Here is a 14,742-nt window from a genome sequence, read left to right on the forward strand (position 1 = left end):
CGCTCAGGCGACCAGTTCCGCGACGATCGCCTTCAACACGTCCCGCACATCGCCCGGACTGAGCCGCACCTGCAGTCCGCGCTGACCGCCATTCACGTACACGTAATCATGTGCGAGCGCGCTCTGCTCGATCACGGTGCGCACAAGCTTCCGCTGCCCGAATGGGCTGATGCCGCCAACCTTGTAGCCGGTGAGGCGCTCGGCCTCAGGCGGCTTCATCATCTGCGCCGACTTGCCGCTAACAACAGCGGCGAGCTTCTTCATCGAGACTTCCTGATCGGACGGGACGATCACGCAGACCGGCTTGCCGTCGACCAGCGCCATCAGCGTCTTCAAGACGCGCGCGGGATCCTCGCCGAGTGCGGATGCAGCCTGAAGGCCGATGCTCTCGGCGTCGGGATCGTAGTCGTAGGTGTGGACAGTGAAGGCAAGACCGGCGGCCGTGAGCGCGCGTGTGGCTGGGGTGGCTTTGGACACGGACGATGTCTAGCACCGCCGCTGCGAGGAGCGAAGGGACGGCGACACGGGTGGACACATGCACCACAGCCTCAGCGTCGTCCCGGCGAAGGCCGGGACCCATAACCACAGGGAGGAGTTTGGAGAAGACTCGTCGTTCGGTACGCCCACCATCCGCTAACGAGACACCTCGCGGTATGGGTCCCGGCCTTCGCCGGGACGACACCGCAGGCATTGTGTCGCCAAATAACCGGCGAGCGCGCTGCCCTACTCCGCCGCGTCGCGCATCTCGGCACGTTCGGCCCTGGCCGCGCAGAACTTGAACTCCGGGATCTTGCCGAACGGATCGAGCGCCGGATTGGTCAGGAGATTGGCCGCCGCCTCCGCGTAGCAGAACGGCATGAACACCATGTTCTCGGGAACGTCGCGGTCGGAGCGGACCTTGACCTCGACCGCGCCGCGGCGGGTCTCGAGCCGGATGAAATCGCCGGGCGCGAGCTTCTTCCTGTGCATGTCCTTTGGCGACATGAACGCGACCGCCTCGGGCTCGATCTGGTCGAGCACCTGCGCGCGGCGGGTCATCGAGCCGGTGTGCCAATGCTCGAGCACGCGGCCGGTCGAGAGCACCATCGGATATTCGGTGTCGGGGATCTCGTCCGGCGGGATGACGTGAGCCGGAACGATCTTGCCGCGGCCGCTGGCGGTCGGGAAGCCCGTGGTGAAGATGATCTCGTTGCCGGGCACGTCGGGACCGTCGACGGGATAGGTCACCGCGCCTTCGCGCACCAGCCGCTCCCAGGTGATGTTCTTCAGCGACGGCATCAACTCCGCCATCTCGGTGAAGACCTCGCCGGGACCGGCATAATTCCACGGCAGCCCCATGCGCTTGCCGATCTCCTGGATGATCCAGAGATCCTGCCGCGCATCGCCCGGCGGCTTGATCACCTGGCGTGCGAGCTGCACGCGGCGATCGGTGTTGGTGAAGGAGCCTTCCTTTTCGGCAAACGCCGAGGCCGGCAGGATGACGTCGGCGTGGAACGCGGTCTCCGTGACGAAGAGATCCTGCACCACGAGATGGTCGAGCATGGCAAGCGCCTGGCGCGCATGCTGGAGATCGGGGTCGGACATCGCTGGGTTTTCGCCCTCGATATACATGCCCTTGATCTCGCCGGCATGGATCGCGTTCATGATCTCGACCACGGTCAGACCGCGCACGGGATCGAGATCCTGGCCCCACAGCTTCTCGAAGAAGCCGCGCATGTCGTCGCGGCCGACCGGCTGATAATCCGGCAGGAACATCGGGATCAGACCGGCATCGGAAGCGCCCTGCACGTTGTTCTGGCCGCGCAGCGGATGCAGGCCGGTGCCGGGACGCCCGACCTGGCCGGTGATCAGCGCCAGCGCAATCAGGCAACGCGCATTGTCGGTGCCGTGGACATGCTGGCTGATGCCCATGCCCCAGAAGATGATCGACGATTTTGCCCGCGCATAGGTTCGCGCGACCTCGCGCAGGGTCTGCGCCGGGACACCGCAGATCGGCTCCATCTTCTCCGGTGTGAACTCCTTGATCTTCTCCTTGAGCTCCTCGAACCCCTCGGTGTAGCCGGCGATGTACTGATCGTCGGTCAGCCCTTCGGTGATGATCGTGTGGATCATCGCGTTCAGCATGGCGACGTCGGAGCCCGGCTTGAACTGCAGATGCTTGGTCGCATGGCGCGACAGCGTCTGCCGGCGCGGGTCCATGACGAACAGCTTTGCGCCGTACTGCTTGACCGCGTTCTTGATGAAGGTCGCGGCGACTGGATGATTCACGGTCGGATTGGCGCCGATCACGATGATGACCTCGGCGTCCATCGCAGCCGAGAACGGCGCCGATACGGCGCCCGAGCTCAGACCTTCGAACAGCGCCGCGACCGACGAGGCGTGGCACAGACGGGTGCAATGGTCGACGTTGTTCGAGCCGAAGCCGGTGCGCACCAGCTTCTGGAACAGATAGGCCTCCTCGTTGGAGCCCTTCGCCGAACCGAAGCCGGCCAGCGCCTTCACGCCCTTCTCGTCGCGGATCTTGACCAGGCCTTTGGCCGCCATGTCGAGCGCTTCTTCCCAGCTCGCTTCGCGGAAATGCGTGAACGGATTGGCCGGATCAACCTGGTCGTTGGAATCCTTCTTCGCGTTGGGCAGCCGCACCAGCGGCTTGGTCAGGCGATGCGGATGATGGATGTAGTCGAAGCCGAAGCGGCCCTTGACGCAAAGGCGGTTGTGATTGGCGGGGCCGTCACGGCCCTCGGCATAGATCACCTTCTCGTCCTTGACCTCATAAGTCACCTGGCAGCCGACGCCGCAGAACGGGCAGAGCGAGTCCACCTTCTTGTCGGCATAGACGACACGGGTCTGCTTCTCGTCCAGCATTACGGCCGGCATCAGGGCCCCGGTCGGACAGGCCTGCACACATTCGCCGCAGGCGACGCAAGTGGACTCGCCCATGGGATCGTCGAAATCGAACACGATTTTCGAGCCGTGGCTGCGATAGGCCATGCCGATGACGTCGTTGACCTGGACCTCGCGGCAGGCGCGCACGCACAGTCCGCACTGGATGCAGGCGTCAAGATTGACGCGCATGGCCGGATGGCTGGCGTCGGTCGCCCAACGCTCGGCGGCGGGGAAGCGACTCTCGGTAACCCCAGTGGTTTCGGCCCAGTGCCAGAATTTGGAGTCCGGATCGTGCGAGGTCTCGCGCGCCGGCTGGTCGGCGACCAGCAGCTCCATGACCATTTTTTGCGCGGAAACCGCGCGCGCGCTCTCGGTCTTCACCTTCATGCCGACCGATGGCGTGCGCTTGCAGGACGCCGCGAGCACGCGCTCGCCCTCGATCTCGACCATGCAGGCGCGGCAATTGCCGTCGGGGCGATAATCCGGCGCGGGCGAGTAGCACAGATGCGGAATCTCGCGACCCTGGCGTTTTGCGACTTGCCAGATCGTCTCGCCTGCATTGGCCTCGACCTGCTTGCCGTCGAGTTCGAACGTAATCTTGGTCATTCGGCCGCTTCCTTGAACTCGTCAGGGAAATATTTAATCACGGTGGCAAGCGGATTCGATGCCGCCTGTCCGAGCCCGCAGATCGAGGCATCGCGCATCGCCTGGCTCAATTCGTCCAGGAGAGCGCGGTTCCAGACCGGTTGCTGCATCAGCAGCGCGGCCTTCTGGGTTCCGACGCGACACGGCGTGCACTGGCCGCAGCTCTCGTCCTCGAAGAACTTCATCAGGTTCAATGCGGCCGCGCGCACGCTGTCCTTTTGCGACAGGATCACGATCGCGGCAGAGCCGATGAAGCAGCCGTATTTTTCAAGCGTGCCGAAATCGAGCGGGATGTCGTCCATCGCCGCCGGCAGGATGCCGCCGGACGCACCACCCGGGAGGTACGCGTAGAACTGATGGCCATCGGCCATGCCGCCGCAATATTCGTCGATCAACTCGCGCACGGTGATGCCAGCAGGCGCGAGCTTCATGCCGGGATTCTTGACGCGGCCCGAAACCGAGAAGCTGCGCAGGCCGTGCCGCTCATGCCGGCCGTGGCCCTTCCACCAGTCGGCGCCCTTCTCGATGATGTCGCGCACCCACCACAAGGTCTCGATATTGTTGATCAACGTCGGCAGGCCGAACAGACCGACTTGGAATGGATAAGGCGGCTTGTGCCTGGGTAAGCCGCGCTTGCCCTCGATGCTTTCCAGCAGCGAGGATTCCTCGCCGCAGATATAGGCGCCAGCGCCGCGGCGCATGTGCAGCGTCGGACCGCCCGGCGGCAGCTTCGCGATCTCACGTTCGAGGATTTCGCGCGAGGCCGGATATTCGTCGCGCAGGTAGATGTAGATATCCGAGGCCTGCACCACATGCGCACCGATCAGCATGCCCTCGAGGAAACGGTGCGGATCGCTCTCGAGATAGACGCGATCCTTGAACGTGCCGGGCTCGCCCTCGTCGCCGTTGATCGCCATCAGGCGCGGGCCGGGTTCACCAAGCACCGCGCGCCATTTACGTCCCGTCGGGAAGCCGGCGCCGCCGAGACCGCGCAACGAGGCGTCGTCGAGCGCCTTCAGCAGGTCGTCCGTCGGTAGTTCGCCCGAGCACAGGCGATTGAGCAGCTTGTAGCCGCCGCCGGCGACATAGGCTTCATAGCCGATATAGTTGGGCAGATGCGCGTGGGTATCGCCAGCCTTCGCCGCCGCCATGACATTGGCCACCGTCGCATGGTCAACAAAGTTGTGTCCGACTTCCGCGGCAGGCGCCGTATCGCAGCGGCCGACGCAGGGCGCACGCACCACGCGGATACCGGGACCTGACGCGTCTTGCAAATCCGCGAGCAGCTTCTCTCCGCCGAGCATCGCGCAGGTCAGCGAATCGCAGACGCGGATCGTCAGCGGCGCGATATCGGGCTCGCCTTCCTTTACCACGTCGAAATGCGCATAGAAGGTCGCGGTCTCGAACACTTCGGCGAACGCGAGCTTCATCTCGTCGGCGAGCGCGGCGAGATGCGCGGCCGAGATCTGGCGGTACTGATCCTGGATCAGGTGCAGATATTCGATCAACAGGTCGCGACGCCGCGGTCGGTCGCCGAGCAACTGCGCGATCTCATGAGAGGCGGTGGGATCGACCTGCCGTCCCTTGGGTGTGGATTTGGCGCGCTTCCGTCCCTGGCCGGGATGTTCGAACTCGCGAACCTTGTGAACGTCGTCGTTGCTGCTCATGGAGACGTCGCGTTCTCTTCAAATGCGTGATGAGTTTGGACCGGACCGCCAAGGCGATCAGTCTTCATTTCCCGACTCGATCAAACGGAACCACCGGTTCCTGCGTCCCGCCGATCAAGCCAAATTCGACGCAACTCTAATCTCTGGTATGCCAGATGCAAGAGAATTTAGAGCGTCTCTAGAATGATTTAGGAGGCAGGCGGTCGCCCGCCGTGCCCTTTTGCGCAAGCGTCGGATGGAACCCGATCTCAAGTCTTGCTCATGCACTCTTCAATGTAGAACCAGCGATCGTCGCCGGCGAGGCCCTTGGACTTCACGTCGGCGCGGCAGGCTTTCAGCTTCGGCTTGTTGGTTGCCCATTTCGCCTTCATGTCTTTCAGCTTCTGCATGGTGAGCTTCATCTTGCCAGGTTTGGCTTGCGTCGCTGCAGCAGGCGCCGCCGGCGGCGTCGCCGTCTGCGCGGATGCGGCATGAAGGCCAGCGACGAGCAACACGGCCGCGAGGCAAATTCGAAGGCAAATTCGGGTGCGAATCATTTCAATCCCCCTAAGTCCCATTTCTGATGATGTCCGAAAGGCCAACGAAGCGGGACGCCTGATGAGCATCCCGCTTCTGTCTCGACGACGGTCAGAAGATCTTGACCGCGCTCTCCAATGTCTTCCAAACACCCCAAAGCAGGGGGACGCCGACGAACGCCCAGAACAGCGCCGCCTTGGCGTCAAGCCCGCCAAATCCGATGCCGTAGGAGCCGTGCGGCCCCGCGGCGGCGGCGCTGGCGCTTGCAGCCTGCAACTTGGCGACATCGGCGTCCTTCATGTGCCACTTCGAATCGACCGGCTTGATCAGATAGTTGCAGATCAAGCCCGCAATCAGCATCGCACAGAGGATGTACATAGTCGTGTTGTAGAGCTGATCGCGCGGCACGCCTGCCGCGAGCTGGAACTCGCGGATGTAGTTGACGACGACGGGACCGATGATGCCTGCGGTGGACCACGCCGTCAGCAGCCGGCCATGGATGGCGCCGACGAACTGGGTTCCGAACATGTCGGCGAGGTAGGCCGGCACGGTGGCGAAGCCGCCGCCATACATCGACAGGATGATGCCGAAGCCAAGCACGAACAGGAGCTTCGAACCCATCGCGGCAAAGGTCGGCGCCAGCGCGTAGAGCACGATGCCGAGGATGAAGAACGTATAGTAGGTGTTCTTGCGCCCGATCTTGTCCGACAGCGATGCCCAGAAGAAGCGGCCGCCGATGTTGAACAGCGACAGCAATCCGGCGAAGCCCGCGGCGATCGCGGCGATCTGCGCCTTCTGTCCCGCATCGAGCGCGTTGAAGCCCACCTCCGGCAGGCCGATCAGCTTGCCGGCGAAGATCTCCTGTAGCATCGGCGATGCCATGCCGATCACACCGATGCCGGCCGACACGTTCAGGCACAGCACCCACCAGATCAGCCAGAATTGCGGCGTCTTGTGCGCGTCGTTGAGATGGACGTTGGCCTTCGAGATCATCGCGTTGGCCTTCGACGGCGCGGTCCAGCCCTCGGGCTGCCAGCCGGGCGGCGGCAAGCGATAGCGGAACGCGCCGATCATCATGAACACGAAGTAGATGACGCCCATCGTGACGAAGGTCTCCCAGACGCCGACCGAGGTCGGGGTCTTGAAGTAGTTCATCAAGAGGTTAGCCAGCGGCGCGCCGATCATGGCGCCGCCGCCGAAACCCATGATGGCCATGCCGGTCGCCATGCCGCGACGGTCCGGGAACCACTTCACGAGCGTCGAGACCGGCGAGATATAGCCAAGACCGAGACCGATGCCGCCGATCACGCCCGAACCCAGCCACAACAGCCAGAGCTGATGGGTGTATACCCCGATCGCACCGAGGAAGAGGCCGCCGCACCAGCACAAGGCCGAGACGAAGCCGGCCTTGCGCGGGCCTACGCGCTCCAGCCAGCCGCCCCAGACCGCAGCCGCGATACCGAGCAGCACGAAAAAGAGCGTGTACATCCACCCCATGCTGGCGACCTTCCAGTCGCAGCTGGTCGTGAACAGCTCCTGAAACAGTGACATGTCCGCGCACGCCTTCGGCGCGGTAACTCCGATCGCGCGCGACAGCGGCAACCAGAACACCGAGAAGCCGTAGGCCATGCCGATACAGAGATGGATGCACAGCGCAGCCGGCGGCACCAGCCAGCGATTGAACCCGGCGGTCGCGATGGTCCGCTCGCGATCCAGAAAACCTGCGCCGGCACCCGAAAGTGTTCCAGCGCTCTCGATGGTAGACATGCATTCCTCCCCTAAAGCCGCCCTTCTGAACGGCCTGCCACGACGGTCCTGTTCCTCAGCCTGCAGCGCAGCCTTTGTCCCTGCTGCTCCACAATGATCGACGCGCGCCAGGATCGTCACGCGCATCCGAGACGTTAAACCCCTAACCGTGGGGACTATGCCCGACGCCACGGCCGGGCTTCTTTCGACGGCCCATTTGCTCCGCATATCGCAGGCACGACTCGACCTCCGCGTCTCGGCGGAGGACGTCAATTGGGGCAGAAGTGATGATCGATGTCGATAGACAAAAGGTAGGTATCAACCGAGTGACCGCGAGCTAAGTGGGCGGCGCACCATTGATATTTTCTATCGATCGATCGGCCTTCTCAATCAAGAACACGATGCGCGCGTCGTTGCGCTCGGTGATCTCCACCGTGTCGCCGGTCTCCCGGATCAGGTTCGGAATGTCAATCACCGACAGCGGATCGGTGCAGTACACTTCGAGCTGATCCCCCGGATGCAACGGCTTCAGCGCTTTGCGCGTCTTCAGGGCGGGCAGCGGGCATTTCAGTCCGGTGAGATCGAGCGTCGTTCTGGTCATCGGCGCAACATGGCGGGAGCGACCGATGGCGTCAACGCCGAGCCAGCACCAGCATCACGTTCAGACTCAGAGCAAATCGGCATAGGACAGGAAACCCACGCTCTGCCCCGGCTCGACACGCGTGACCTCCTCATCGAGCTCGATGAGGCCGTCGGTGTCGATCAGAGAGGACAACAGCCCAGCCCCCTCGCGTGGAAACTTGATTGCCTCGAATGCGCCGTCCTGCGTGCGCCGCAAGGAGGCGCGAACATATTCGCGTCGGCCCGCCTTCTTCTTGTAGGTGAATGCCGCGCGCACCGGGATCGGCAACAGCGGCGCCGGCAGGCTCCCCGCAAGCGCGAGCACCGTCGGCCGCACCACATGCACGAAGGTGACGAAACTCGCGACGGGATTGCCCGGCAATCCGATCAGCGGCGTGCCCTCGATGATGCCCATCGCCACGGGCCGTCCCGGCTTGATCGCCATCCGCCACAACACCAGCGAGCCGATGCTTTCGACCGCGGCCTTGACGTGGTCCTCCTCTCCGGTCGAGACGCCGCCGGTGGTGAGGATCAGATCGTGCGTGCCTGCGACTTGCTTGAGGCCATTCGCAAGCGAGGTACGTTCGTCGCGCAAAATGCCGAGATCGCTGACCTCGCAGCCGAGCCGGCGCAGCATCGCCATCAGCATGAAGCGGTTGGAGTCGAACAGCTGCGAGGCCGCGCGCGGCTCGCCGGGCGAAGTCAATTCGTCACCGGTCGAGAACACCGCGACACGGATGCGCCTGACGACGTCGAGCCCGACCAGGCCGAACGCCGCCGCGAGCGCGACATGTTGCGGCAGCAAGCGCTGGCCTGCGCGCAGCGCGATGTGGCCCTGGGGGATGTCCTCTCCCGCAGGGCGGACATTCGCGCCCGGCTTCAGCCCCGGCGGCAGCACAATTCGGCCGGCGTCATCGACGCGGACGTCTTCCTGCATGAAGACGGTTTCGGCATCCGGCGGCATCGGCGCGCCGGTGAAGATGCGCGCGGTGTGGCCGGCCTTGATCGGCGCTAGTGCCAGACCGCCGGCCTGGATGCGGCCGTCGAGCGGGAGTGCCCGCTCGGCGCTGTCCGGAAGATCGGCGTTGCGCACGACGTAGCCGTCAACAGCGGAATTGGTGAAGGGGGGCAACGGCAGCGGCGCCGCGATATCGCGGGCCAGCACCCGCCCATCAGCATCGATGAGCCTCACGGTTTCGAGATCGACAATCGCGTTGACGCGCGTCGTGATCAGGCCAACCGCCTCGTCGACCGACATCATCGGTCCGCCGAAGGCAAAACAATCGTCCGACAATTGCGCCATGGTGCCTCGTCAGCGCATCGCAGCGCTTTTCGCGACCGCTTCCTCGACCGGCATCGCCGCGCGCAGCAGCAATTCCGCGGCAGCGGCGATATCGTCGAGATGGACGGTCGGCAGTCGCGTTTCAATGGCGACATCGGCCGCGATCCCGTAAATTCCGGGATCATCGGGAAACAGCAACGGCTTGTCGTTGGCCGCGCGATGCACCTCGATCTTGCGATGCGGCTCGCGCTTGAAACCCTCGACCACGACGAGGTCGACGGCTGACAATTTGCTCAACAGTTCCGGCAGTCGCGGCTCCGCCGCCCCGCGCAATTCGTGCATCAGCGCCCAGCGATTTGACGAAGCAACCAGCACCTCGGCCGCGCCGGCCTCACGATGGCGCCAGGAGTCCTTGCCGGGAACGTCGACGTCGAACTGGTGATGCGCATGCTTGATGACCGAGACGCGCAAGCCAAGCGCATTGAAATGCGGGATCAGCCGCGTCAACAGCGTGGTCTTGCCCGCACCGCTCCAGCCCGCAAGGCCGATGACTTTCATTCCAGCTCCGTCTCCGCGAGCGACCAGGTCCCTGATGGAACCACTCTCTCCTCCGTCATTGCGAGCGCAGCGAAGCATCTAGGAATGGATCCACAGCGGCAGCCCGGATTGCTTCGCTTCGCTCGCAATGACGAAAAGGCGGCATTTCGTTCTTTCGCTAGCATGCTTATATCGGCTTGACCCGAATGTCATGCTAACGTCGCGGCCATGATGAAGATCGACAAAGCCCCAGTGCCCCTGATCGTCCCTGATACCGACGACCCGCGCCTCACCGAGAGCGTGACCGGGACCGACCAGTCCGGCGCCAGAATCGAGATCAAGGTGCCGGTGGAGCGCCCGCTGACGCTCTACCTGAATTCGCAGGAGATCGTCACCATGATGACGATCGGCGACTATCCGGAATATCTGGCGCTGGGCTATTTGCTCAACCAGAACATGCTGAAGTATAATGACGCGGTCACCGAGGTCGAATACGACGACGACCTCCAGGTGGTGGTGGTGCGCACCGAGCATCACACCAATTTCGAAGCCAAGCTGAAGAAGCGCACGCAGACATCGGGCTGCGCGCAGGGCACCGCCTTCGGCGATCTGCTGGAGGCGGTCGAGAGCGTGGCGTTGCCGAAGGCGGAGCTGCGGACCTCCTGGCTGTACCAGATGACGCAGACCATCAACACCATGCCCTCGCTCTATCTGGAGGCCGGTGCGATCCACGGCTGCGTGCTGTGCAGGGAGGGGGAGCCGCTCTGCTACACCGAGGATGTCGGCCGTCACAACGCCGTCGACAAGATCGCGGGCTGGATGTACCGCCACGGCGTCGATGCATCCGACAAGATCCTCTATACCACGGGACGGCTCACCTCTGAGATGGTGATCAAGACGGTCCGCATGGGAATTCCGATCCTGGTGTCGCGCTCCGGCTTCACCGCCTGGGGCGTCGATCTCGCCCGGCAGGTGGGCTTGACGCTGGTCGGCCGCGCGCGCGGCAAACGCTTCATCGCGTTGTCGGGGGAAGAGCGCATCGTCTACGACCAGAACCTCGCTTATGTCGAGGAGGAATCGGCCAAGCACAAGCGCAAGGGTGAAGGTGGTGACGATTAGCTGTCCGACCACGCAAGGCGTGCTGCTCGCCGGCGGCCTCGCGCGGCGCATGGGCGGCGGCGACAAGCCGATGCGCACTATTGGCGGCCGCACCATTCTGGAACGCGTGATCGCGCGCCTATCACCCCAATGCAGCGGGCTGATCCTCAATGCCAACGGCGATCCCGCCCGCTTCGCCGCGTTCGGTTTGCAGGTCGTCGCCGACGACGTGCCCGGCTTTCCCGGTCCACTCGCCGGCATCCTTGCCGCGCTCGACTGGACCGCGGCGAACCGGCCTGAGGTGGAATGGGTGCTCAGTGCCGCCGGCGACTGTCCATTCCTGCCGCGCCATCTGGTCGCGCGCTTGCATGACGAACGCATCGCGGCGAATGCCGAGCTCGCCGTTGCGGCGTCGGGCGGCCAGTCGCATCCGGTGATAGGCTTGTGGCGCGTTGGCTTGCGAGACGAACTGCGTCACGCGCTGGTGGTCGAGGATCTCCGCAAGATCGACCGCTGGACCGCGCGTTATCCGCTCGCGACCGTGACGTGGCCGAGCGAACCGCTCGATCCGTTCTTCAATGCCAATACGGTCGAGGATATCGCGGAAGCCGAGCGGCTCGCCGCACTGGATGCGGCGTCCTAACCAAGCTCTACGCCGGCCGGAATCCGGCCCGCTCCAGCGCGGCACGCGCTTCGTCCGAGCCGAGCGCATCGAGAAAGGCCCGCACCGCCGGACGCTGCTTCCGCGCCGTCACCAACGCGAAGTCATAATGCTCCTCCGCGAGCGGAATGAAACCGAGGCCGACCGCCTTGGCGACCGGCGCAATGGTCATGCCCCAGTCGGCGCGATGCTGCGCGACCGCCGCGGCCACCGCGTTGTGCGAGCGTGGCTGGTTCCAGTAGCCTTCCGGGCGCGCACCACCGAGCAACCGGTCGATCAGGATGCGCGTGCCGGCGCCCTGGTTGCGGTTGACCATGATGCAGGAGGGATCAGCGAGCGCCGCGACGACGGCGTCCTTCGCGCTGTGGCCTTCGAAACGCTTGTCGCCCTTGCGGAACACGATGCCCTGCATCCGTCGCCAGCCCGGCACGAGTTCGAGACCTTCGACGAGGTAAGGCGCATTGTAGGTCTCGCTCTTGTCGTCGAACAGATGGATCGGCGCCAGATCGCATTCGCCGCGCCGCGCCGCCGCAAGTCCACCGAGACTGCCGACCGCGATCGAGCGCACGGTCAGCCCGGCATGCGCGAGTTGCGCCGTGACGAGATCGAGGCCGGCGCAATGACTGCCGACGATGACGAGATCGGGCACCCGCACATGCGGCGTGAACAGCGTCACCTCGGCTTCGGTCCCGGCCGGCATCTGGTCGGCGAGTGCGTCGATGCGCAGAAAACCGTCGGCCTGCGCGAACGACGTGATCGCACCGGACCCCTTGCCGGAGGGATAAGCGATCAAGCCGTCCTTGCCTTCGACCAGCGAGACCATGACGAATTCGGTGCGGCCGAGCTCGGAAGCAATGCGCACCGGCACGGTCGCGCTCACCTTGGCATCGGAGCGCGGCGGCAGTCCGGCCATTTTGCGCAGCATCGGTACGATCATGTCGTGAAAGGTGAACATCGCCGAGGTCGGAAAACCCGGCAGGATCACCACCGGCTTGCCGTCGCACACCGCAAGACACAGCGGCTTGCCGGGCTTGAGCGCAATGCCATGCGCAATGATGCCGGGCTGGCCGAGCCGGCCGATGATGCGATGAGACAGATCGCCCGCGCCTTTCGACGTGCCGCCGGAGAGCACTAGCATGTCGGCGTCCGCCAGCGCACGCCGCATGGCGGCTTCGAGCTGAGCTTCGTCGTCGGGAATGGCGCCGAGGAAAACCGCCTCTCCGCCGTTCTCGTCGATCGCAGCAGTGACGATCGCGCCGTTGGTATCGTAAATCGCAGCAGGCGCGAGCACCTCGCCGGGCTGAACCAGTTCGTCGCCGGTGGAGATCACGGCCACACGAGGTTTGCGCACGACGCTCACCTCGGCAAGACCGCAAGCCGCCAGCATGCCCACCTCGCGCGAGCCCACGATCGTGCCGGCGCGCAGCAGCGCCTCGCCGCGCGCGATATCGGATCCTGCGTAGGATATGAATTGCCCGGGCGAGGCGGCGCGACGGACGTCGATGGTGGCCGATCCCGCCGGCTGGGTATGCTCGACCATGACCACGGCATCGGCACCGCGCGGCAGCGGACCGCCGGTGGCAATCGGCGTTGCCGTTCCCGCCGCCACTTGCAGCGCGGGTACGGTGCCGCAGTGAATAGTCTCGCCATTCAGCCCGAGGCGAACTTGCGCACCTTCGCCGGCTGTCGCAAGGTCCGCTGAGCGCACCGCGAAGCCGTCGACGTTGGAACGGTCGAACGGTGGCACGTCGATTGGCGCAGTGATGTCTTCAGCAAGCGACGCGCCGAGCGCTGCTGCGAGCTTGCGTCTTTCGCTTGGGATCGCGCGAGGGAACAGCGCAGCCTCGAAGCGTGCCAGGGCCTCCTCGCGGGAAACGATTTTCAGGAACTGTTCCTGTTCGAGTGCGCTGCGGACTTGCGATTGCGGGATCATGGTCATGCTAAACCCATATCATTCCCGCATCAGATAGGCATCGACCGGCGCGCCCGCTGCAAATCCCTCGTGGCCGGCGGGAACAAGCAGCCATGCATCGGCACGGGCCATTGCCTGGAGCGGCCATTCTCCTACCGCAAGCGGCACCCACGCATGATGTTCCTCGGCCAGCAGGACCATTTCGGCGATGCCGACGCTGGATGCAATCTTTCGCGCGAGCGGCAAGACTATCTGTCGGCGCGGCTGCCGCGCCGACAGAAGGTCGACGAGCGGCAGCACGAGCGCGAGCCAGACCGCGAGCGCATGGTCCGGCGATCCGGGCAAGCCGACGACAGGAATGGTTCCCAGCCGCCCGATCGCGGCGGTGCGTCCGGGCTGGAGCGCAAGACCATGGGCAATCACGTCACCACCCTGGGCCAGCGCCGTGACCGCGGCATCCTTGCGACCGACGCCGCTGCCGCCGATCGTCAGCAGGAGATCGCAGGTAGGCGTCCCCAACGTCTCCGCGATCGATCCCGCGTCTCGCGCGCCGGCCTCGCTCGTCTGCACATCCAGTCCAGCGGCGCGAGCAATGTCCGCGATCAAATGCATGGTCAGCGTTGCACCTGATACATTGACAATGCGCAGCCGCGGACGGCGCACGCTCAGCCGGTCCAGCCCGGCGGCGCGCGCGAGCAAAAGAGCGGCAGGACCGACCGGATACCCCTCTGCGGCGGCAGGCGTTCGTCCGTCGATGTCGCTTCCTGCGCGCCTGACGCCCTGCCCCGGCACGCCCTCCGCCAACACCTGGGCGAGCGGACCAGACACCTCGACTGAATCGGCATCGAGCACACAGTCGCATCCCGCTGGCATCGCGTCGCCGGCATCGACCCAGGCGGGCGCTGTCGGCAGCGGCAGCGGTGAATAGGAGGACGCGCCGACCAGATCATTGGCGCATAACGCCCAGCCGTCCGCGGCAGCGACGTCACAGGATGGTCGAGGCGCGAGCAGCGGATTGCCCGCGGCGATGCAGCCGGCCGCTTCGCTCAGCGGCAACTCCACCGGCGTGAGCGGATCAAGCCCCTTCAGCAACGCGGCGAGCGCGGTGTCGAGTGGCGTCAGCGATGGCGGCAGGCGCTGGGTCATGCGCCATGATGGACCATGCATCGCC

General features: G+C 64.7%; 12 protein-coding genes. 2 read left to right on the top strand and 10 right to left on the bottom strand.

Features of this window, described 5'->3' with window-relative positions:
• Positions 1–3 precede the first annotated feature (3 nt).
• From ybaK to mobB, 8 genes are all read right to left on the bottom strand, one after another.
• Positions 4–477: a Cys-tRNA(Pro) deacylase gene (gene ybaK, locus IVB07_RS30070; protein ID WP_018456149.1), complete on the bottom strand. Its 474-nt coding sequence runs from the start codon at positions 475–477 to the stop codon at positions 4–6.
• Positions 478–723: 246 nt separating this feature from the next.
• On the bottom strand, positions 724–3,492 hold the full coding sequence (gene fdhF, locus IVB07_RS30075) for a formate dehydrogenase subunit alpha (protein WP_247766818.1): 2,769 nt from the start codon (positions 3,490–3,492) through the stop codon (positions 724–726).
• Positions 3,489–5,198, bottom strand: coding sequence for an NADH-ubiquinone oxidoreductase-F iron-sulfur binding region domain-containing protein (locus tag IVB07_RS30080; RefSeq protein WP_018456151.1), 1,710 nt, complete (start codon positions 5,196–5,198; stop codon positions 3,489–3,491). Before IVB07_RS30080 ends, fdhF begins: the two co-directional genes overlap by 4 nt.
• A 248-nt stretch (positions 5,199–5,446) precedes the next feature.
• Complete coding sequence (locus IVB07_RS30085) at positions 5,447–5,734, bottom strand: hypothetical protein (RefSeq protein WP_026233096.1); 288 nt, start codon at positions 5,732–5,734, stop codon at positions 5,447–5,449.
• Positions 5,735–5,825: 91 nt separating this feature from the next.
• A complete protein-coding gene (locus IVB07_RS30090; protein WP_018456153.1) occupies positions 5,826–7,481 on the bottom strand; it encodes an OFA family MFS transporter in 1,656 nt (551 codons plus the stop codon).
• Between the two features lie 316 nt (positions 7,482–7,797).
• Positions 7,798–8,061 (bottom strand): sulfurtransferase TusA family protein, encoded by a 264-nt coding sequence (locus tag IVB07_RS30095; protein ID WP_018456154.1) that lies wholly within the window; start codon positions 8,059–8,061, stop codon positions 7,798–7,800.
• A gap of 66 nt (positions 8,062–8,127) precedes the next feature.
• Positions 8,128–9,384 (bottom strand): gephyrin-like molybdotransferase Glp, encoded by a 1,257-nt coding sequence (glp, locus tag IVB07_RS30100; RefSeq protein WP_018456155.1) that lies wholly within the window; start codon positions 9,382–9,384, stop codon positions 8,128–8,130.
• A 9-nt stretch (positions 9,385–9,393) separates the two neighbouring features.
• Complete coding sequence (gene mobB / locus IVB07_RS30105) at positions 9,394–9,921, bottom strand: molybdopterin-guanine dinucleotide biosynthesis protein B (protein WP_085350470.1); 528 nt, start codon at positions 9,919–9,921, stop codon at positions 9,394–9,396.
• 207 nt (positions 9,922–10,128) lie between these two features.
• Between mobB and fdhD the strand changes: the two genes are divergently transcribed.
• Together fdhD and mobA are read left to right on the top strand one after the other, a co-directional pair.
• Positions 10,129–11,019: a formate dehydrogenase accessory sulfurtransferase FdhD gene (gene fdhD, locus IVB07_RS30110; protein ID WP_018456157.1), complete on the top strand. Its 891-nt coding sequence runs from the start codon at positions 10,129–10,131 to the stop codon at positions 11,017–11,019.
• Positions 11,006–11,641 (top strand): molybdenum cofactor guanylyltransferase MobA, encoded by a 636-nt coding sequence (gene mobA / locus IVB07_RS30115; RefSeq protein ID WP_039799641.1) that lies wholly within the window; start codon positions 11,006–11,008, stop codon positions 11,639–11,641. The genes fdhD and mobA overlap by 14 nt, the downstream gene beginning before the upstream one ends.
• Before the next feature lie 7 nt (positions 11,642–11,648).
• Here mobA and IVB07_RS30120 read toward each other — a convergent pair whose 3' ends face one another.
• Positions 11,649–13,598, bottom strand: a complete 1,950-nt coding sequence (locus IVB07_RS30120) for a molybdopterin biosynthesis protein (RefSeq protein WP_247766819.1) — start codon at positions 13,596–13,598, stop codon at positions 11,649–11,651.
• A 12-nt stretch (positions 13,599–13,610) separates the two neighbouring features.
• Positions 13,611–14,717, bottom strand: coding sequence for a molybdopterin-binding protein (locus tag IVB07_RS30125; RefSeq protein ID WP_018456160.1), 1,107 nt, complete (start codon positions 14,715–14,717; stop codon positions 13,611–13,613).
• Positions 14,718–14,742 lie beyond the last annotated feature (25 nt).

The organism is Bradyrhizobium sp. 172 (assembly GCF_023101065.1).
In the GTDB taxonomy this organism is placed as follows: domain Bacteria; phylum Pseudomonadota; class Alphaproteobacteria; order Rhizobiales; family Xanthobacteraceae; genus Bradyrhizobium; species Bradyrhizobium canariense_D.

Coding starts and splice junctions, on each gene's coding strand:
- fdhF (WP_247766818.1), bottom strand. CDS start 3,492: ATGACCAAGATTACGTTCGAACTCGACGGCAAGCAGGTCGAGGCCAAT.
- IVB07_RS30120 (WP_247766819.1), bottom strand. CDS start 13,598: ATGACCATGATCCCGCAATCGCAAGTCCGCAGCGCACTCGAACAGGAA.
- IVB07_RS30095 (WP_018456154.1), bottom strand. CDS start 8,061: ATGACCAGAACGACGCTCGATCTCACCGGACTGAAATGCCCGCTGCCC.
- IVB07_RS30085 (WP_026233096.1), bottom strand. CDS start 5,734: ATGATTCGCACCCGAATTTGCCTTCGAATTTGCCTCGCGGCCGTGTTG.
- IVB07_RS30090 (WP_018456153.1), bottom strand. CDS start 7,481: ATGTCTACCATCGAGAGCGCTGGAACACTTTCGGGTGCCGGCGCAGGT.
- IVB07_RS30125 (WP_018456160.1), bottom strand. CDS start 14,717: ATGACCCAGCGCCTGCCGCCATCGCTGACGCCACTCGACACCGCGCTC.
- fdhD (WP_018456157.1), top strand. CDS start 10,129: ATGATGAAGATCGACAAAGCCCCAGTGCCCCTGATCGTCCCTGATACC.
- glp (WP_018456155.1), bottom strand. CDS start 9,384: ATGGCGCAATTGTCGGACGATTGTTTTGCCTTCGGCGGACCGATGATG.
- mobB (WP_085350470.1), bottom strand. CDS start 9,921: ATGAAAGTCATCGGCCTTGCGGGCTGGAGCGGTGCGGGCAAGACCACG.
- IVB07_RS30080 (WP_018456151.1), bottom strand. CDS start 5,198: ATGAGCAGCAACGACGACGTTCACAAGGTTCGCGAGTTCGAACATCCC.